Annotated in this window: 14 protein-coding genes and 2 pseudogenes; 14 read left to right on the top strand and 2 right to left on the bottom strand. The window is 38.8% G+C overall.

Features of this window, described 5'->3' with window-relative positions:
- The first annotated feature begins 68 nt into the window (after positions 1 to 68).
- Both ACVIJU_RS02405 and ACVIJU_RS02410 read left to right on the top strand, forming a co-directional pair.
- Positions 69 to 614, top strand: a complete 546-nt coding sequence (locus ACVIJU_RS02405; protein WP_063389119.1) for a hypothetical protein — start codon at positions 69 to 71, stop codon at positions 612 to 614.
- Between the two features lie 441 nt (positions 615 to 1055).
- Positions 1056 to 1506 (top strand): annotated as a pseudogene (locus ACVIJU_RS02410) (SgcJ/EcaC family oxidoreductase).
- 275 nt (positions 1507 to 1781) lie between these two features.
- On the opposite strand, the gene ACVIJU_RS02415 reads toward ACVIJU_RS02410, so the two are convergent.
- A complete protein-coding gene (locus ACVIJU_RS02415) occupies positions 1782 to 3353 on the bottom strand; it encodes a bifunctional metallophosphatase/5'-nucleotidase (RefSeq protein ID WP_063389117.1) in 1572 nt (523 codons plus the stop codon).
- A 188-nt stretch (positions 3354 to 3541) separates the two neighbouring features.
- Here ACVIJU_RS02415 and ACVIJU_RS02420 point away from each other — a divergent pair, with 188 nt between their 5' ends.
- The 5 genes from ACVIJU_RS02420 to ACVIJU_RS02440 all read left to right on the top strand — a co-directional run bounded on the left by ACVIJU_RS02420 (position 3542) and on the right by ACVIJU_RS02440 (position 8993).
- Positions 3542 to 4483 (top strand): phosphate/phosphite/phosphonate ABC transporter substrate-binding protein, encoded by a 942-nt coding sequence (locus tag ACVIJU_RS02420; RefSeq protein ID WP_082830382.1) that lies wholly within the window; start codon positions 3542 to 3544, stop codon positions 4481 to 4483.
- A 114-nt stretch (positions 4484 to 4597) separates the two neighbouring features.
- A complete protein-coding gene (gene phnC, locus ACVIJU_RS02425; protein ID WP_311066681.1) occupies positions 4598 to 5389 on the top strand; it encodes a phosphonate ABC transporter ATP-binding protein in 792 nt (263 codons plus the stop codon).
- Positions 5373 to 6164 carry a phosphonate ABC transporter, permease protein PhnE gene (gene phnE, locus ACVIJU_RS02430; RefSeq protein WP_456687911.1) on the top strand — a complete coding sequence of 264 codons (792 nt, stop codon included), beginning with the start codon at positions 5373 to 5375 and terminating at the stop codon, positions 6162 to 6164. Before phnC ends, phnE (ACVIJU_RS02430) begins: the two co-directional genes overlap by 17 nt.
- Positions 6158 to 6961 (top strand): phosphonate ABC transporter, permease protein PhnE, encoded by an 804-nt coding sequence (gene phnE, locus ACVIJU_RS02435; RefSeq protein WP_375293581.1) that lies wholly within the window; start codon positions 6158 to 6160, stop codon positions 6959 to 6961. The genes phnE (ACVIJU_RS02430) and phnE (ACVIJU_RS02435) overlap by 7 nt, the downstream gene beginning before the upstream one ends.
- A gap of 109 nt (positions 6962 to 7070) precedes the next feature.
- On the top strand, positions 7071 to 8993 hold the full coding sequence (locus ACVIJU_RS02440; protein ID WP_456687203.1) for a DNA-binding protein: 1923 nt from the start codon (positions 7071 to 7073) through the stop codon (positions 8991 to 8993).
- 288 nt (positions 8994 to 9281) lie between these two features.
- Here the strand turns inward: ACVIJU_RS02440 and ACVIJU_RS02445 are convergent.
- Positions 9282 to 9592 (bottom strand): annotated as a pseudogene (locus tag ACVIJU_RS02445) (IS256 family transposase); the annotation flags it as partial.
- A gap of 311 nt (positions 9593 to 9903) precedes the next feature.
- Here ACVIJU_RS02445 and ACVIJU_RS02450 point away from each other — a divergent pair.
- The 7 genes from ACVIJU_RS02450 to ACVIJU_RS02480 all read left to right on the top strand — a co-directional run bounded on the left by ACVIJU_RS02450 (position 9904) and on the right by ACVIJU_RS02480 (position 19786).
- Entirely contained in the window at positions 9904 to 10713 is an 810-nt protein-coding gene (locus tag ACVIJU_RS02450; RefSeq protein WP_456687204.1) for an ATP-grasp domain-containing protein, read from the top strand.
- 640 nt (positions 10714 to 11353) lie between these two features.
- Positions 11354 to 11695 carry an IDEAL domain-containing protein gene (locus tag ACVIJU_RS02455; RefSeq protein WP_063389111.1) on the top strand — a complete coding sequence of 114 codons (342 nt, stop codon included), beginning with the start codon at positions 11354 to 11356 and terminating at the stop codon, positions 11693 to 11695.
- 944 nt (positions 11696 to 12639) lie between these two features.
- On the top strand, positions 12640 to 13860 hold the full coding sequence (locus ACVIJU_RS02460) for an IS110 family RNA-guided transposase (RefSeq protein WP_063388609.1): 1221 nt from the start codon (positions 12640 to 12642) through the stop codon (positions 13858 to 13860).
- Between the two features lie 360 nt (positions 13861 to 14220).
- Positions 14221 to 16149, top strand: a complete 1929-nt coding sequence (locus tag ACVIJU_RS02465; RefSeq protein ID WP_339198090.1) for a sigma-54-dependent Fis family transcriptional regulator — start codon at positions 14221 to 14223, stop codon at positions 16147 to 16149.
- Between the two features lie 205 nt (positions 16150 to 16354).
- Positions 16355 to 17344, top strand: coding sequence for a thiamine pyrophosphate-dependent dehydrogenase E1 component subunit alpha (locus ACVIJU_RS02470; RefSeq protein ID WP_456687205.1), 990 nt, complete (start codon positions 16355 to 16357; stop codon positions 17342 to 17344).
- 25 nt (positions 17345 to 17369) lie between these two features.
- Positions 17370 to 18389: an alpha-ketoacid dehydrogenase subunit beta gene (locus tag ACVIJU_RS02475; RefSeq protein WP_456687206.1), complete on the top strand. Its 1020-nt coding sequence runs from the start codon at positions 17370 to 17372 to the stop codon at positions 18387 to 18389.
- A 29-nt stretch (positions 18390 to 18418) separates the two neighbouring features.
- Positions 18419 to 19786, top strand: a complete 1368-nt coding sequence (locus ACVIJU_RS02480; RefSeq protein ID WP_446651373.1) for a 2-oxo acid dehydrogenase subunit E2 — start codon at positions 18419 to 18421, stop codon at positions 19784 to 19786.
- Positions 19787 to 19912 lie beyond the last annotated feature (126 nt).

Consider the following 19912-nt stretch of genomic DNA (forward strand, 5'->3'; position numbering starts at 1 on the left):
GCCATTGCCTATTCACTTTTGCCTAAGGTAAAATCAAACATAATAAGGCATGACTGGGGCGATAAATAGTGGATGAACGAACGAAGCATTATTTTGCGGAATTGCAGTCAAGTGATAAAAATGCGCAGTACGAAGCGTACAGCAGCATTATGAAGATCACTGAAGAAGAAGTCGATTGGGCGTATGAAGTATGGGATCAGCTGAAGGAAGAGCTGACAAGTAAAGACCCTCATAAGCGCTCGCGTGCTGCTCAGTTTTTAAGCCGCTTAGCGATCAGCGATCCCGAACAGCGAATGTTGGAGGATTTTCCTCAAGTTTGGGAAGTAACCTATGATAAAAAGTTTGTAACTGCCAGACATAGTTTGCAGGCTATTTGGAGGATTGGTTTAGCTGGGGAAAAGCAAAAAGAGATGGTTATCCGTCATTTGGCAGCTCGGTTTGACAACTGTGTTGACGAAAAACATGCGACACTTATTCGGTTCGATATTATTCAAGGGCTGCGAAACTTGTATGATAAAGTGCAGGATGAAGCGATCAAGCAGCTTGCCTTCGATTTAATTGAAAAGGAAGAAGATCCGAAATATCAAAAAAAATATGCAGCAGTATGGAAATAGAAAAAAAGAGCCGTCAGTAGCAACACTCCCAGTAAATGAATGGCAATATGATTGCAAGAATGATTGTTTGCTGATTATGTAGTGGCTTTAGAGGATCGGAAGGTATTTGCAGACTGTCGCAGGCATTCATTTCCAACAGATTAATTGAAGAACAAACATATTCTTACAATAACAGAAGGAAAAATAATGCCCTTTTAAAGTGATTGCACATCAAATAAATGCCGTTTGAAGTGAAAAAAGAAGAAAATTTTCATTTTGAAGTATTATACGCTGTCAAGCTTCTATAAAAAATGCTTTTGATCATTCGTCTCAGCGTTTCAAAGCAGAGGTTTCAAAAGAAAAAACTGCACGTAAATATTAAATCGGCAACATTTTATAAAAAAAATTTTTCAGTTGATTGGCTATCATAGAACAAAGAATTACATTTCGGAGTGATAAACGATGGAAAATTCTCAAATAAATGAAGTTCAAGAGCTGTACCAGCAACTAATCAATGGCGTGGAACAATCGAACTGCTAGCGGAATGACGGATCTGTTTACTAAGGATGGCGAAAGCATTGGTTTCGATGGCAGTCAGTCGATTGGACGCGATGAAATATTCGCACATCTCCAGTCCGTCTTTGAACACCACCAGACAGCTAAATTTGTCAGCAAAGTGAAAAATGTCCGGTTTCTAGCTCCTGATATCGCTATTTTACGAGCGATTGCCGGTATGGTTCCTCACGGCCAGTCCGATTTAAATCCTGATGTGAACACTCATCATACACTTGTTGCAGTGAAAACGGAAGGAATTTGGCGTATTCAGCTTTTTCAAAATACTCCAGCTCAGTTTCATGGCAGACCTGAATTGGTTGAACAAATGACCGAAGAGTTAAGACAGCTGCTTAAATAATCCATGTCCTGTTCAGGGGAATGGTGAAATATACTTTCATGCAAAAAGAAGATTAGGAAAATCCTAAATCTTCTTTTTTGATGTGTGCGAATAAAACGCTTCACATTTTCATAACGAAAAAATCATTTTTATATAATCATCGTTGATATCAAATTTGTTATTAATGACTTTTTGTTGCTGTAAGCCTTTGTGATATTTGGACAAGTATTCTTTGATACCTATTAGTGGCATTTGTTTTAAATAAAAAGCGGGCAAATCGGAAAATGCTTTTACTACTATAAAACTACCCTCCAATTATGATTGCAAGCTGCGATGATAGTTTTGTGCTCTAATATGTAGTTGGCAATGAGTTCGGTCATGTCGATGGGGATATTTTTAACGATCGGTTTTTCTTTAAACATATCAAAATTGCCTGTTCCACCAGCGCGGTAGCTGTTCATGACGACATCATATTCTTTGTCAAGCTCCAATGGGCTGCCGTGATAATTTAGCTTCACAACTCGTTGGCCAACTGGATTAGAGATTTTTAATTCGTATTCAATTCCTTCCCACATATCATAATTGTAATGCTGCGGTTTAGGATATAAGAAAGCGGGATTGACAGAGATTGTTCCGTTTTGAACCGTAAAATACTTGGCGCTTTGCTCTAAAGCATCTTTAATATCTTGGCCGCTGATGCGGATGACAGTTAATGTGTTCGGATAAATATAATTGGAAACAATATCGCGCATTGTAACATGTTGTTTGAATCCAGGCAAGTCATTATTGAATAAGGCAGTGGCAGAAATATCAACTTTGGCTGTTTCCATTTGCACCTTATTGATAAATTCTATAAAAGGATTGTCTTGTAATCGGTTCTTCAATGGATCAGATACGGTCATGTCACCAATAACGGTTCCGATCGGCTGATCCAGCCATTTTTGCGTTTCTTGTTCAATATCGGATATCAATGCCAAAACATCTTGATTCGCTTCCATTTTTTCATCAATTTTGATTAAGTTGGAATGACTAACGATTGCGGGGCTGTTTCCATTTACCTTCTGTCTAACTTTCATCGTCACTTCACCCAAAAATTGCCCCAGATGGCTTGGCTGAATGATTGTGATGCCGTTTAGTTTATCTGCGAGTGGGCGGTGCTGATGGCCTGTGATTAAAATATCAACACCCTCTAGTTCTTGGCACATTTGGTATGCTTGGTTTTCTCCTGTCAGCTGTTCTATAGGCTCTCCAGTTTGTAGATCTCTTTCAAATCCCCCATGATATGAGACGATCATCACATCTGGTTTTTCTTTTTGGCGAATATCGCTCACCCATAATTTAGCCGTTTGCAATGCATCTTTGAAAACAAGTCCCTCAATATTTCGCGGCTCTTCCCAATTAGGGATGAAATGAGTGGTTATACCAAGTACAGCAATTTTGACTCCGTCCAATACCTTGACGAGATAAGGTGTTCCAAAAGCGGGCTCTCCTGTTGTTTGCTTCAAGATATTAGCGGACAGCCAAGGAAAAGCTGATTGATCAATCGCCTTTTGTAAATAACTTCGTCCATAATTAAATTCATGATTTCCCAATACGCATGCATCATATTGGAGATCATTCATAACTTGAATCATCGGATTTTCACTGTCGGGTCTGTTTTTTGCATGGTAATAAGTCAACGGGCTTCCTTGAATCAAGTCTCCATTATCAAGTAAAAGTACATTGCCTTTTTTTCTTTTTTCTTTTATAATCGTGGCTATTTTAGCCAGTCCGAAATTTTGTTCTTCTTTGTCTCTGTAATTGGTCGGGTAAATGTAGCCGTGAAGATCGCTGGTTACAAGCAGATGAATCGTAGTTTCCTTCTCCATTATTTTCCTCCTTCTTTTTTTTCATCATAACAAATCGTTGTAAAAATAAAATAGATAATTGAATGGAAAGAAATAATTTACAAAGTTAACAAAATATTCGTGATATTTTGTAACAAAATTTACAAATAATCAAAAATTTGGTGTTAAAATGGAAATTAGATTTTCAAAAAGATATGGGGGAAATTAATATGTTTAAAAAATTAGTAGCTTTTGGAACAATACTAGCTTTAACAGCGGTGGTCATCAGCGGATGCGGGGAATCCAGCAATTCCCAACAAACTAATAGCAGCAAAGAATCAGATGGATATATTCCGGAAACCCTTTCTGTACAATTTGTACCTTCTCAAAATGCAGATACATTGGAGGCCAAAGCAAAGCCGCTTGAAAAGTTATTGGGAGATCGTTTGGGTATACCTGTAGAGGTAAGTGTTTCAACGAACTATAATACCATTGTTGAAGCAATGGAATCCAAAAAAGTAGATGTAGGATTTTTGCCGCCAAATGCTTATGTGCTGGCGAAAGAAAGAGGAGCTGCTGAAGTAATTCTTCAAGCGCAACGTTACGGAGTGGATGATGAGACCGGGCAGCCAACAGATGAACTAGTAGACAATTACAAATCAATTTTCGTAGTGAAAAAAGATTCTGGTATTACTAGTGTGAAAGATTTAAAAGGAAAGAAAATCGCTTTTCAAGATGTCACTTCATCTGCAGGTTATGTTTGGCCGGCCGCAACGCTGATGGATAATGGGATTGATCCATTAAAAGATGTACAAGGAATAACAGTAAAAGGGCACGACCAAGCAATTATTTCTGTTTTGAACGGTGATGTCGATTGTGCGGTTGTTTTCCAAGATGCCCGCAATACCGTAGCAGGAGATTACCCAACTGTTTTCGAAGATACGAAAGTCATTGAGTTTACAGAACCGATTCCGAACGATACGATTTCCGTCCGTTCCGACATGAATTCAGAATGGGTTGAAAAAATCAAGCAAGCTTTCATTGATATTGGAAAAGACGAAGAAGGGCATGCGATTATAAAAGACATTTACACGCATGAAGGCTACATAGAATCGAAAGACAGTAACTTCGATATCGTCAGGGAGTATGCTGAAAAAGTGAAAACTGAATAATGTATTTTCATAAAATATAGCCAGGCGAATCGTTCGTACTGGCTAATCCTCTATGAATAGATAAAGCAACGTCGGGATGTTTAGATAAATATTTAAAAAAGGTTGGTATGCAGAGTGATAGAATTTCATCGTGTTACAAAAATTTATCCTAATGGTGTAGTAGGATTGGAAAATATTGATTTGAAAATTGAAAAAGGGGAATTTGTTGTGATTGTCGGTTTATCTGGCGCTGGCAAATCAACGTTGCTACGTTCTATTAATAGATTGCATGAAATTAGTTCCGGAGAAATAACAATAGACGGGAAATCCATCACGAAAGCAAAGGGGAAGGAACTCCGCCGCATCCGTCGCGACATTGGGATGATCTTCCAAAATTTTAATTTAGTGAAAAGGTCGACTGTTTTACGAAATGTTTTATCTGGAAGAGTTGGCTACCATTCTACTCTCCGAACCGTTTTGGGATGGTTTCCAAAAGAAGATGTGGATTTGGCCATGAATGCTCTGGAACGAATGAATATTCTTGAAAAAGCGTACACCAGATCGGATCAGCTTTCAGGAGGACAGCAGCAAAGAGTGTCGATTGCTAGAGCTTTGGCGCAAAAAGCTAAAATCATTTTAGCGGATGAGCCTGTAGCATCTTTAGATCCTTTGACAACAAAACAAGTAATGGATGATTTAAAAAAGATCAATCAAGAGTTAGGAATAACGCTTGTTGTCAACCTGCACTCGGTCGATTTAGCTAGACAATATGCCACAAGGATCATCGGCCTGAAAGCAGGACAAATTGTGTTTGACGGATCTGCTAGGGAAGCGACAGATAAACGGTTTTCTGAAATATATGGAAAGCCTTTTGAGGTGGGAATAAATGAAACGGATAGAGAGTTTAAATATGAATCGATTAACTAAACAAGAAATTCCTAAAGCACCTACTAAAATAAAGCATTACTTGACAGCAGCGTTGATTGTGCTGCTGATCGGCTGGAGCGCCTATCAAACGGAAAGTTCTTTCATCGATTTTGTTGAAGGGTTTCCAAATATGTTTGATTTGCTTGTACAAATGTATCCTCCCAGCTGGTCATATTTTGATGATATTGTTCCGGCAATGCTTGACACATTCCGCATGGCGGTTATTGGGACAACGATGGGAGCTTTGCTTGCGGTCCCATTTGCTTTGTTATGCGCAAGCAACATCGCTGCCAGCAATTGGATTTATTACCCGTTCAGATTTATTTTAAATTTAATTCGTACCATTCCTGAACTTCTTTTAGCCGCTATATTTGTTGCGATTTTCGGATTGGGGCCATTACCAGGAATATTTGCATTAGCTGTTTTCTCAATGGGCATTATTGCGAAATTAACTTATGAAGCGATGGAAAGTATTGATAAAGGCCCATTGGAGGCGATGACGGCAGTTGGCGCCAATAAAATTCAATGGATCGTCTACTCTGTCGTTCCGCAAGTGTCCCCTTACTTTGTCTCTTATGTTCTTTACACCTTTGAAATTAATATAAGGGCTGCAGCTATATTAGGACTAGTGGGAGCAGGAGGAATCGGAGAATATTATGATAAAACATTAGGTTTTCTTGAATACGACAAAGTGAGTACAATCATTATTTTTACATTAATGGTTGTTTTGTTGATCGACTATATTAGTACTAAATTGCGGGAGAAACTATTATGAAGAGTGTTGCAAGACCAGTTAAACCAAAAAAGAACCGGTTCATGCTTTGGAGTATATATGTGTTGTTGGCTGTTATTTATATATGGGCATTATCCGGTATTCCAATAGAAGGATTTAAAGAAACGGCCGGCCAAATTACAAAAGCGATTTTATCCGGCATTCTTTCTCCTGATTGGGGATATGTTTACTTGCCCGAAGGCGAAGATCTGCTCCGAGGGCTATTAGATACATTAGCGATTGCCATATTAGGCACATTTATTTCAGCTTTTCTATGTATACCGTTTGCTTTTTGGGCTGCTAACAATATGACGAAAGGGAAGATTGCGGCAGGAACAGGAAAATTTATTTTAAGCTTTATCCGGACATTTCCGGAACTAGTGATGGCGTTGTTATTTATTAAAGTAGTAGGCCCTGGCTCTTTTGCCGGTGTGTTGGCGCTCGGACTCCATTCCATCGGGATGCTTGGCAAATTGTTTTCAGAAGAAGTGGAAAATATTGATTTCGGACCAATTGAAGCTTTGAAAGCAACAGGAGCAAGCGGCTTGCAAACGCTGTGGTTTGCCGTTGTTCCACAAATCATTCCTGGGTTTATCTCTTACACCTTATATCGTTTTGAAATTAACCTCCGTTCCGCAAGCATTTTAGGAATCATCGGTGCAGGCGGAATCGGTACACCGCTTATATTTGCCATGCAGTCTCGCGACTGGAGTCGTGTCGGTATTATTTTATTAGGAATCATTGCCATGGTTACGATCGTCGATATCATTTCCGGCTATTTGCGCAAGAAGGTGGTTTAGCAGATGCTCATAAGGCAGCAATGTATATCGAAAGCTCCAGCAATAGTGGCTGAACTCAATAAAAGGCTTTTGCCTCGTTGAGTTAATAAATTATGGAGGTAGAGTAATTATGAGAAAGATGCTGTTGCAGGGCCTTGTGGCAGTATTGGCGTTTTTTATTTTTGCTTTGGAAAACGTAACTGTAAGTGCAGAAGGTCCGAATGATCCGGCCCCAATCTTAGTTCCTAGCGATCCGAACGGCAAGAAAGTTTTGTTTGATAACAGCCATGGGCAAACAGCAGGCCAGTCCGATTGGGTGATTGATGGTGCATTTTCCGATTTTGCCAATGCATTGCTTGAAGCGGGATATACAGTGAAGGAGCATCGGAGTTTAGATCCACTTACTCTGGAGGATTTAGAAGGTTATGATGTTTTTATTATTCCAGAGGCACAAATTCCTTTTAAGAAGTCTGAACAAGATGCTATTGCCGAGTTTGCAGAACAAGGGGGAGGCGTATTTTTTATTGCCGACCACTATAATGCCGACCGAAATTTTAACCGTTGGGATTCAAATGAAATTATGAATGGTTGGCGCAGAGGGGCTTTTGATAATCCAACAAAAGGAATGGATCAAGGTGAACAAGCTGCAATGGCTGGTGTTGAAAGCACCGATTGGCTAAGTGAAGAATTTGGTGTAAGATTTCGTTTTAACTCGATAGATAACACAACAGCAAATGTGATTATACCATCTGATGAATCCTTTGGTATAACGAGTGGCATTGATGAAATTTCGATTCATGCTGGTTCTACACTGGCTATTATGAATCCTGAAATTGCTAAAGGGATTGTTTATTTGCCTGATGGGCTTACTGTAGAAGAAAACAAATGGAGCAATGCAGTTGACGAAGGGGTTTATTTTGGCGGCGGAATTCATGAAGGGCCCTTTGTAGCGATAGGAAAAAAGGAAAGAGGAAAGGCCGCTTTCATCGGCGACTCTTCTGTGGTGGAAGACAGCACCCCTAAATATAGAAATGAAGAACACGGAGGAGTCAAGAGAACGTACGACGGATTTACTGAAAAAGATAATGGCCAATTGCTAATGAAAATTGTCGAATGGCTGTCTCATAAAGAAAGTTATCTGACCTTCTCTGAACTTGATATACCGCTTGATCAACCTTCACCAATATTAGAAATGGAGACCCCAGAGCATTCTGAGGAGCTGAAGCCGGAGCCTTGGCGTTCACCGAATGAAGGTTATCTTTGGTATGATCAATCGACATTTGCTGACGGTTCATTTGGCTCGGAAATGGATCCTCCAAAAGATATTAAATATAACATTGAAACCCCTGAATATTTGCCAACTGGCGGAGAACCTTTTCAAGTAACACTCAAATTAACAGATATGAAACCGGGACAAGTCATTGAAAATGGGGAAATTCAAGTATATTTAGAAGGTGGTACATCAATTTCGCAAGTTCGGCTTCCGAATGGAACATGGCCTACCACTTACGGTTATCAAAGTGTTGGGAGCATTCAAGCTAATCAGCATGGTGTGGCGGAAAAAGTACTGACAATGAGACTTAACCCAACGGTACAAGACGGAACAACAGGATATATTCGCCTTCGAATAGGGGCTGGAAACAACGTCTTCACCAAAACAGTCAATATCGGTCAGTCAATTGTTGAGACGCCGCCTGGCGGTGAAGAAAAATATCAATTGTTAACACCGAAATTCATTCCGCTCGGAGGTATACCATTTCCGGTAGCAGTGGTGATGAGTGGTTTAACACCTGGCCAAGCAGTAGCAAATGGACAAATTCAAATATATTTGTCAGGCGGGCAAAGCATTTCGCAAATCCAATTTGAGGATGGAACATGGCCAATCACTTACGGTTATTTCAATATCGGCAAACTGACAGCAGATGAAAATGGAAAAGCAAAGAAAACGATCATGATGCGCATTAATCCAAATGTTTCGGCGTATGAAGCCTATATCCGTTTGCGCTTAGGTTCGGGCAATAACGTTCTCACGCAGAAGGTAACTATGAGATAGCCATTACAAATTGAAAATGTGTTAGTGTGTATCAGGTTTTTAGAACAGTATTTTGCAACGGCAACGGGGGTAATAATTATGTTTACATTACCCATTCGATAAGGTATCACTAAAATGTTATTCAGCTGAAAGAAGGAGATTGTCTCCAAACATAAGACTAAATATTTACTCTTATGTGTGGAAAAGCGGTGTTCCTTATATGCCCCTTTTTACATTATTTAGTTAATATAGGGACGGTTCGATAAGTCCTAATAAGATGAAGCCAGTATAGAAAAACAGCTCATTTTTCTATACTGGCTTTTGTATATGTTTACAATTTTTACTAGAAAACAGCTGGCGGATGACGGCTATCCCTTCATGAGCCTCGGCAAATTCTTGAAGCTTTCTCTCCGCTATTTCTCATTAAAATCCTGAATTGTTTTCCTCAGCTTTTGAGTTCAAACTGTACATCGACTTCAAACGTTTCCGAATCTCCTTGATCGTCTGTTCGATTACATTGGTCGCATACATCACGCTCCGAATACTGACTGGATTCGTCCATAATTGTCAGAAGGACATCCAAGTCGTTGCTGCGATTGCGCCTCTCTCACATACTTAGTAATGACGGAATGGCAGATCATAAAATATTGCCTGCGCCCCGGGAGCAATGGTGATACGCTTTCTCAGGCAGCACTGGCGGGATCACTATAAATAAAAACAAGGGGATTCCCTTTTTCCGCTTCAGAGTCGAAGTAATAGCAAAAAAACATCCGCCTGTTCTACGTCCTTTCAAGATGCCATAATGAAGTAAAAAATTTCTCACGGCATTTGAAAGGGGAAACTATTGAAAATTTTATTTGCGAAAAATTCATGAAGATTCTATTATTTATTTAGAAAATTGTTATATGTTTTGGAGTGTGGTCACGAATTTATGAAAATGGTTTCCTTTAATGCATACCGGACCATTGGAATTCCAGGTGTACACTATATAAAGCCTGACAATATGTTTAAAGAATTAGAAACCATTCGACAAGCGGATATTGTTCTTTTTCCTGAGACGTGGCAAGCCCCTGCTCTAGTATACGGATTAAAGAAAAAAATTTTCCCAAGCATTGAATCATTGCAGCTGGGCTTTAGCAAAGTAGAAATGACGAGAGCGCTTTGGACGGTGGCGCCTGAGCATGTTCCATATACGGAAATATTGGCGAGCACCCCAAGCAATATCGAAAAAGTATTAGAAACGTTCCCGTTCCCATTTGTTGCAAAGGAAGTCCGGAATTCAATGGGAAAAGGAACCTTTTTAATTAAAAATGAGTATGATTTTTATCAATATGCTAATCAAAATGATGTTTTGTACGTACAAGAATATTTAGAAAACGACGGAAAAGATTTACGCATTTGTGTCATTGGAAAAGATATTTTCACCGCCTATTGGCGGGTTGGGGCGGAAGGGGAGTTTCTCCACAATGTTGCCCAAGGCGGAAGCCTCTGTTTTAAATTTATACCGCAAGAAGCTTGTGATCTTGTTTTGAATGTCTCGAAACAATTGAACATTAATCATGCCGGCTTTGATGTGCTGATAAGCGGAGGGCATTTTTATATTCTCGAGTTTAATGTTCTTTTTGGGAATATGGGCATCACAAAAAGTGGCTTATCAGTTGAAAAAGCAATTTATGAATATTTATTAAGTGAATTTGTGCCGCCTTTTCCAACATCACCGACTACAAAAAAGGTTATTTAAATCAATAAATGCTAAATGTTCATTTTTGTAGATTCATAGTGATACTTAATAAGGAAAAGACGGAAGAAATGCAATAGTTTTTCTTATCATAGAGTGGGAAGCAGATAATTGGAAATTTTTGTTTTTTAAATAGGAAATACAGTATGAGATTGCTTGTGGATAGATCGTGCGCCAGCTTTGGAAAAGATGTATTAACGGGCTTCCTTCGTCGATTGTGTACATGCTTCAGGAAGAGCATGTAAAGGTTCATTTGCATGAAGAATTATTTTAAAAAAACTTTTTTCTCGCTATTGCTCAGCTGATCACAAAGGGTAGAATGTTTTCATCTTTAAACGAAAGGACAGCCGAAAGTTGCACCTTCCTTCAATAACGATTTGCCGCACAACAGGTAAAATTTGAGCCGGCTGTCTGATAATGTTTCACATGGAACAAATGTGCTGAACGTTTGTCTATTGCAATAAATATGAAAACATTTATTATAAGTTATATATTTGAAAAAATGGAATTTTAAAATTTTTATTATTTCCCAGGTTAAATTGTTTGCGTTCCCTTTATTATCATGTAATAATTTCTGTTAACAACATAGATATTTAGTATTTCAAAACAGATCTCTATAATACTGCAAGTGGTGGTGTATAAAATGGAAGGAATCAATCAGTTGCCAGTGAAAGTAGGGGATTGGGTAAAAGGAAAAACAAAAAGCGGCGAATTTATTTACGGTTATGTTGAAACGATAGATTCATCACAAAAGATTATAAGAGTAAAAGTTATGGCTTGCGACAATGAAATCGTCGTTGGTAAAACAGTTGAAACATTAAATCATTGGGTAAAAAAATTGCCCGTATCTCCAATAGAAAATGAAGAGCAGATTAAAGCATTAATTGATTTAGCCTTGTTAACAAAAGATGAAAATTGGTTTATGGAGCTGTCCAACAAATTAAAACAATTAACGAAAGAAAAGGAGAAAGAAAACATAATATAAATGAATAGGACAGCTCCGATGATAATTTTTTCACAATAATTTTTATGATCGTTTTAATACGATTCACGTTCCCCCGTTATAACTTTATGTTATCCTCCCAGAATATAGAGCATTTTATTATTTCAATATATTATATTTCTTTCCCATTGCCAAAAACCTTTATTCTTTTATAGCTGCCCACATTCCTACATTGTATATATTTTTTATCAGCTCAATTCAGTTGTTATGTAATGAAGGAAGACGTTTGAAAAACATCATCATACTGATCAATATTTGTTCACAATAGGGAGTTCTGCCTACATATGCAGAAGAACCGGCGGCATTTTTCAAAGTGATCGTTGGAACGTCGTTTCGTCTTTTTTTATGAAACATACTAAAAAATCACTGATTTTAAACATTAAGAATTACCGTTTAAATGCCATGAAGCCGTTTCATTTAGAAAGAACAGGGCTTTGCCAAATCACCATTCGATCAAGTTAATAACTAGTAATACAATTTCCAAACATATGCATAACGGAAAAAAGAGAATGATTTGGCCTTCCGTGCAGCAGCAAGAAAGACTGATTCCAATCTTTTGGAATCGGTTTTTTTATGACCAATTTTGTCGATGCGTCCAGTACGATCGGCAACTGTAAATTTCTGTATTTGCGGGATATCAAAAGAAGGGCGCCCCAATTTCTCATGATTGAAAAAATAAAACATACTAACATTAGTAGTACAGACCTAGGCCAAGGTTTGTGCTACTATTTTTTTATAGTAGAAGTGAAGGAAGGTCGAACATCCCCTGGGACCAAATAGAGTCCGTATTAAAAACAGACCAACTTCACATCCTTATTTGAATCAGTTTAGTATGTTGGGTCCGAAGAGACCGTGTATAAGAAAATGGAATCAATAAGGCAATGTGAAGAACTTCTATGTTTGGCTAAAAAGGAGAGGCAGAAAATATGAAACACGTAGTGGCATTTGATGTCAGTATGGGGAAAAGTACAATGGTCATTTATGACCGTTATCGTCAATGCGAATATGAGGGTGAAATAACCCATAACCGCTACTCTTTCGAGAAATTAAACGAAACCCTTATATCTTTAACACAAAAAGATGCACAGGCACCTGATATTGTCTTTGAAGCAACAGGCGTATATTCAAAACCACTAGAACGATTCTTAGGTGATCAAGGTTATATGTATTATCGAGTTAACCCACTCGAAGCGAATATTCAAATGGCTTCAATGAGGAGACAAAAAACAGATAAAAGCGACGCTCATGAACTTGCGAAAACTCACTTTAGAGTTGAACGTGAACAAACTTATCAAGAAGGGGAATATTATAAACAAATGCGTGCAATGACGAGATATTATGATGAATTAAGTAGTGAAATGACGCATTTATATAGTCGTTTACATGCGATTCTACAATTGAGTTTTCCCGAGTTAGAAAAGCTATTCAGTAAACGTTCTGCTTTATTTTTGAATGTCGTTCAATTATACCCTCATCCGGATCATGTGTTAGTTTGTTCAAAAACAGTGATTCGTAATCGTTTAAAAGCCAACACAAGAAAAAACTTATCATTGGCACGTGCTGAAGAAAAAGGGATCGCTTTAATCGAAGCAGCAAAAGAAGCGTATCCAGCAATTTCAAAAGATGATATTCGCTGTGAACAAGTGCGGGATTATGCCAAACGGATTGCAGACTTGAAGGAGAAAAGAGATCAACTTGTCCAAAAGATGGTTAAATTATCGAAAGATAAACAAGAGTATCAGATTTTAATTTCATTTCCAGGAATCGGAGAAACGACTGCAGTTCGTTTAATTGGAGAATTAGGAGATATTCGACGATTCAAAAACCATAAACAACTGAATGCTTACGTCGGTATTGATATTATGAGATATCAATCTGGGAATACCTTTTATAAAGACAAGATTAATAAAAGAGGAAATAACAAACTTAGAAAGATTCTATTTTACATGATCCAGACCATGATCCAACTACGGAAAAACACACAAAATCATATTGTAGATTATTATGATAAATTAAAAACGCAACCCCAGAGGAAACCTCATAAAGTTGCGTCCATAGCATGCGTGAATAAGTTCTTGAAATCGGCTTATCACCTTATCACACATAATCTGAAATACGATTACGAAAAGGCAACAATGCATCAGTAATCGTAAGTAAGATTATATCACAAAGACCTGACGAAAAAAATGGAAATCGTGAGGTCTATTTGTCATGCGAAAATTTATTTTGGAAGGAAGGGGTCCCCCTTCCTTCCAAAATAAAATCTATATTAACCAAATTATTTAATAAAAAATACTTGACTAGAGGTAAGAAAGGGGATTTCCAGCATTTTTGGTTTAAAAAGTTTCAAAAATAAAAGAAGCTTCATTCAGTGGATCGCTAGTTCTCATAGCTTTTTTGTAATGCTACAATATAGGAGAATATTAGAAAAATTCGATAAACATTGTAAGCTGGCATGTGATGCGATTGGACGAAAAGCTTTAATCAACAATTGAAGGAGGTGTTTTATGATGAAGAAAAGAGAGTATGTCAAACAATGTTGGAAGCGCTTTATTTTTGAAAATAAGCTCGACGAAAAATTATCTCCCATTGTAAAGGATTCATGGATTCGTTCCAAAGAAATGAATGTTGATCCTTTTCAACGATACGGTCAAATGAAAAAAATCAAAATAGACCATTACAAGCCTTTAATTGAATGTTCGGTTCCGTTTATGGAAGGATTGTATTCAATCGTAAAGGGCTCGGGTTTTTTAGTGATTCTTTGCAACGAAAAGGGACAGTTGTTAAAATCAATTGGCGACGCTGATACGTTAAAGATGGCAGCTGATATTCAATTTGTGGAAGGTGCTGATTGGAGTGAACAAGCAATGGGAACGAATGCAATCGGCACTTCGATTGTGATCAATCAACCTGTACAAATATATGCTGAGGAGCATTATTCGGAAATTTGCCAGGCATGGACATGCTCGGCTGCGCCCATTCACGATTCAAAAGGAAAGATAATCGGCGTATTAAATGTTTCAGGCCCATATGAAAAAGTGCATCCACATACTTTAGGAATGGTAGTGTCAGCAGTGAAAGCGATTGAGTACCAACTGGAGCTGATTGAAAAGACAGAAAAAAACATTATGATGCAAAGATTTCTTGAAGCGACTACCAATAATATGAAAGAGAGCATCCTCATTTTCGATACGGAAGGGCTCATTATTAAAGTGAATGATCAATTAAAAAAGCTGCTTCAATTGAATCATTCTTGCCTGGAAGGGAAAAAGATCAGCGAAGTTTTTAGCAACAAATCGATTATTTCCAATCGCCCTCGACATCTTCAAAATCATGAACTGCACTTAAAAATAAAACAGTCAAACAAAGTTTTTCATGTTCTAGTTGATAAACTCCCCATTTATAAAGACAGCCAATGGATCGGTTCAATGATGATTATAAAAGAGATTCAAAAGATAAGACAATTTATTAATCATTTATCAGGCAATCAGGCGAAAATCACTTTTTCTGATATGATCGGGAAGCATCCCCAGTTTCTCCAAAAAGTAAACGAAGCGAAGCTAGCAGCAAAAACGGACTCAAATGTATTAATTTTAGGAGAAAGCGGTACGGGAAAAGAAATGTTTGCACAAGCGATCCATAATGAAAGTGACAGAAAACATAAGCCTTTTATAGCCATCAATTGCGGCGGAATTCCTCGAGATTTATTAGGAAGCGAACTGTTTGGTTATGCGGACGGTGCTTTTACCGGAGCGAAAAAAGGGGGAAGTGCAGGAAAATTTGAGCTTGCCGATGGCGGTACGCTTTTTTTAGATGAGATTGGAGAAATGTCTTTGGAAATGCAAGTATTGCTTTTACGAGTCATACAAGAAAAGGAAGTGGTGCGAATCGGCGGGCATAAAGTTTTGCCTGTTGATGTTCGCATCATCGCAGCGACGAACAAAAATCTTCGGGAAGAGGTCGAAAAAGGCAGCTTTCGGGAGGATTTGTTTTTCCGGCTTAATGTCATGCCGATCACTTTGCCGTCATTGCGAGAAAGAAAAGAAGACATACCGCTCCTTGTTCATCATTTTATTGAAAAAAATTGTGAAAAGTTAAATAAGCCTTTTCCTGAAATCAAACCGGATTTTTTTCAAGCGTTAATACATTATCATTGGCCGGGAAACATTAGAGAATTGCAAAATATAGTAGAAAGAACTTTAAACAAATTGACGAAGCCTGTTTTAACTATTAAAGATTTGCCTGAGGAAATTATAAAAACGGACTCCAAGCCAAAATCGGAAACGGTGTTTATTCATCGAGATGAAATGAAAAAGCAGTCGATCTTGCAAGCTTTACGTCTATATAACGGCAACATCACAAAAGCTGCGCAATATTTAGGGATATCACGAAGCACTTTTTATCGGCAAATGCAAAGATTTCAAATCCCTTATTAATATCATTTTGTTTCATTTCGTATCAAATTGTATCATTGTGTCTCTAAAAAGCGTCCCAAAACGGGACGTTTTTTGTGTAGCATAAAAAATCTTATTCATTTTCAATGAAACTAAATATATCAATCATAAAAAATGTAGTTTGGCACAATTTTTGCATTTAACTATTTGAAACCGTTTTCTATTTTGGTAGAAGGGAGAGAATACATTGGCAATTTCTAAAAATGATCTTTTATGGATGTATGAAAACATGTACAAAATTCGTTATTACGAAGACAAAATGGCAGAAGCTTATTCTGAAGGGAAAAATCCGGTTTTCAATATTGGGGCGGGTCCTGTTCCTGGCGAGATGCATTTGGCAACAGGGCAAGAACCGGCAGCCGTCGGCATATGTGTTCATTTGAAAAAAGAAGATACGGTTACGTCGCCGCACAGGCCTCATCATCATGCCATCGCGAAAGGCGTTGACCTAAATAAAATGACGGCTGAAATTTTCGGAAAAGAAACCGGGCTTGGCAAAGGCAAGGGAGGACATATGCATTTGTTTGATCCGGATGTCAAGTTTTCCTGTGGAGGAATTGTTGGAGCAGGAATCCCACACGCTCTTGGAGCAGCTTTAGCTGCTAAGAAAAAAGGGAAAGACTGGGTTGCGGTTTCATTTATTGGAGAGGGAGCTGCCAATCAAGGAGCTTTCCATGAGTCATTAAATATGGCAGCACTTTGGAATTTACCTCTTATTGTGGTGATTGAAAATAATCAGTACGGAATTTCTGTTCCGAAAACAGCATCGACATCTGTAGCATCTAACGATGTTCGTGCAGCTGCATATGGCATTAAAGGATATTACGTCAAAGACAACGATCCGATCAGCATGTACGAAGTATCAAAAGAAGCAGTGGAACGCGCCAGACGAGGCGAAGGTCCATCGATTATTGAAATTGAAACATATCGTTACTTGGGACATTTCCAAGGGGATCCGGAGTTGTATAGAGATAAAAATGAAGTGTCGCTTCTTCGGGATAAAGATCCGATCGTCCGCCTTCGAAATCTATTAATCTCTGAACAAAACATAGCGGAAAACGATCTTGACATCATTGAAAATAAAGCAAAACAGGAAGTAGACGCTGCTTATCAATTTGCACGCAGCAGCAATTATCCGAATCCGGAAGATGCTTTAAATGATTTATACGTTTCGTAAATAAACAGGAAAGGGGTTATAAGCTGTGCAAGGAACAAAAACGCGCTTATTAACGGGAAATAAAGCCATGGCGGAAGCGATTAAATTGGAGATGGAGCGGGATCCAAACGTGTTTGTCATGGGGGAGGATGTCGGGGTTTACGGGGGAATCTTCGGATCGACAGAAGGATTATTTCAACAATTTGGATCAGATCGAGTGATTGATACCCCGATATCTGAAACTGCATTTATTGGAGCGGCCGTTGGCGCAGCAGCCGAAGGAATGCGGCCGATCGTTGAATTGATGTTTGTCGATTTCTTTGGCGTTTGCATGGATCAAATTTATAACCATATGGCAAAAATCCCTTATATGTCGGGCGGTCGAGTGAAGCTGCCGATCGTGCTGATGACCGCTGTTGGCGGAGGGTACAGTGATGCTGCTCAGCACTCTCAAACTTTGTATGCAACGTTTGCGCATTTGCCGGGAATGAAAGTGGTGGCTCCATCCACTCCATATGATTTAAAAGGGATGATGATTTCAGCCATTCGGGATGATAATCCAGTAGTCTTTATGTTCCATAAAACATTGCAAGGCTTAGGATGGATGGATCAATTAGACGCATCAGTCGGTCATGTTCCGGAAGAAGCCTACACGGTGCCGTTAGGAAAAGCAAACGCTGTTAGGGAAGGGAAGGATATAACAATTGTAGGGATTCAAATGACGACTCATCATGCGCTTGAGGCTGCCAAAAAGCTGGAGCAAGAAGGAATTGAAGCAGAAGTCATCGATTTGCGTTCACTTGTCCCGTTAGATCGTGAAACAATCCTGAAATCCATTAAAAAGACTCATCGATTACTTGTAGTAGATGAAGATTATTTATCATACGGCATGACGGCGGAGATTGCTGCCATAGCTGCAGAGGAAGGCTTGTATGACTTAGAAGCTCCGGTCAAACGATTGGCTGTACCAGATGTGCCGATTCCTTTCAGCCGCCCGCTTGAACAGTTTGTTTTACCGAATGCAGAAAAAATTTATCAAGAAGCTATAAAACTCGTTAATGAATAAATCTACCATTTCTTTCACAGGAGGCCAACATGATTATTGAAATTAAATTGCCGCAATTGTCGGAAGAATATAATGAGAGCTTAATTGCATTTTGGCATGTGTCTGAAGGGGATGAGGTGGAGCAAAATGACATACTTGTTGAAGTTCAAACGGAAAAGGCGGTATCGGAGCTGCATGCACCTGCAAGCGGAATCGTGAAGGAAATCCGTAAAAAAAGAGGAGATACAGCATCTGTCGGCGAAGTGCTTGCAACAATTGAAACAGCTGAACGCGACGGGCAGCCAGACATAAAACAAGAAGAAACGAATGAAAGATCGGAAGAACAAATAGCAACGGAGCAAAAGGTCGAGAAAAGGGCGACGCCGCGAGTGAAGAAATTAGCGAAAGAGCTAGGGGTGGATTGGCGGCTTGTGGAGCCGACTGGTTTAAACGGGAAAGTATCGGAAGAAGATATTCGCAACGAGTACAAGAAGCGGGAAAAAGAGAAGCAAACAAATTCTTCATTCATAGTTGCCGCGCCATCCGTGCGCAAATTTGCAAGAGAACATCAAGTGAATCTTGAAGAGGTAATTCCATCGGGTCCAAACGGCAAAATATTAAAAGAAGATATTGAGGCCGTGATCAAAAGGCGCAAAAATCAGCAGCTTGAAATGGAAAATCAGCAAAAACATCAGAAGGAAGAAACAAAGACCAATTCGGTACAAGATGAATATATTCCGCTTTCAAACATTCGCAAACTCATTGCACGTTCAATGGTTCATTCGAAAAAGACGATTCCGCATGTAACACATTTTGATGAAGCGAATGTTACTAAGCTTGTTCAGCATCGGCAAAGCATAAAATCGTTTGCGGAAGAGGAAGCAATCAAACTCACCTATTTAGCTTATGTTGTGAAAGCGTTGACGATCGTTTTGAAAAAGTATCCACAATTAAACGCTTCCTTTCATGAAGAACGTGAAGAAATCATTTTGAAGAAACAATACCATATCGGTTTTGCTGCTGATACAGACCGCGGTCTTGTCGTGCCGGTCATACGGCATGCAGACCAAAAAACATTATTTCAAATTGCTAAAGAAATTCACGAGCTTACCCTAAAGGCAAGAGATGGTTCCATTCAAGCGGATGAAATGACAGGCTCTACATGTACGATATCGAATATCGGATCAGCTGGCGGCGCATGGTTTACACCGATTATCAACCATCCGCAATCGTGTATTCTTGGCATCGGCCGAATCGAGAAAAAAACTGTTGTGGTCGATGATTCGATTGAAATTGCATCCATGATGGCGTTATCGCTCAGTTATGATCACCGGATTATGGACGGAGTGTTGGCACAAAAAGCATTGAACGAGCTAAAAAAATATTTGAACGAGCCAAATTTCATTTTTGTCAATTAATGTGGGTTTGAAGAAATATAGACAATATTGGGGCTGTTCAGACAGTCAAATCTCCATTGAAAACAAAAAACATCAAATATCAACGTTTTTAAAATTTTAAAGGGGCACGTCTATAAGCCGAAAAAG

Source organism: Aeribacillus sp. SP014 (genome assembly GCF_054055575.1).

Excerpts from the sequence above, each read along its gene's own strand:
- ACVIJU_RS02415 (WP_063389117.1), bottom strand. The coding sequence starts at position 3,353 with ATGGAGAAGGAAACTACGATTCATCTGCTTGTAACCAGCGATCTTCAC.
- ACVIJU_RS02420 (WP_082830382.1), top strand. The coding sequence starts at position 3,542 with ATGTTTAAAAAATTAGTAGCTTTTGGAACAATACTAGCTTTAACAGCG.
- phnE (WP_456687911.1), top strand. The coding sequence starts at position 5,373 with ATGAATCGATTAACTAAACAAGAAATTCCTAAAGCACCTACTAAAATA.
- ACVIJU_RS02440 (WP_456687203.1), top strand. The coding sequence starts at position 7,071 with ATGAGAAAGATGCTGTTGCAGGGCCTTGTGGCAGTATTGGCGTTTTTT.
- ACVIJU_RS02450 (WP_456687204.1), top strand. The coding sequence starts at position 9,904 with ATGAAAATGGTTTCCTTTAATGCATACCGGACCATTGGAATTCCAGGT.
- ACVIJU_RS02455 (WP_063389111.1), top strand. The coding sequence starts at position 11,354 with ATGGAAGGAATCAATCAGTTGCCAGTGAAAGTAGGGGATTGGGTAAAA.
- ACVIJU_RS02460 (WP_063388609.1), top strand. The coding sequence starts at position 12,640 with ATGAAACACGTAGTGGCATTTGATGTCAGTATGGGGAAAAGTACAATG.
- ACVIJU_RS02465 (WP_339198090.1), top strand. The coding sequence starts at position 14,221 with ATGATGAAGAAAAGAGAGTATGTCAAACAATGTTGGAAGCGCTTTATT.
- ACVIJU_RS02480 (WP_446651373.1), top strand. The coding sequence starts at position 18,419 with ATGATTATTGAAATTAAATTGCCGCAATTGTCGGAAGAATATAATGAG.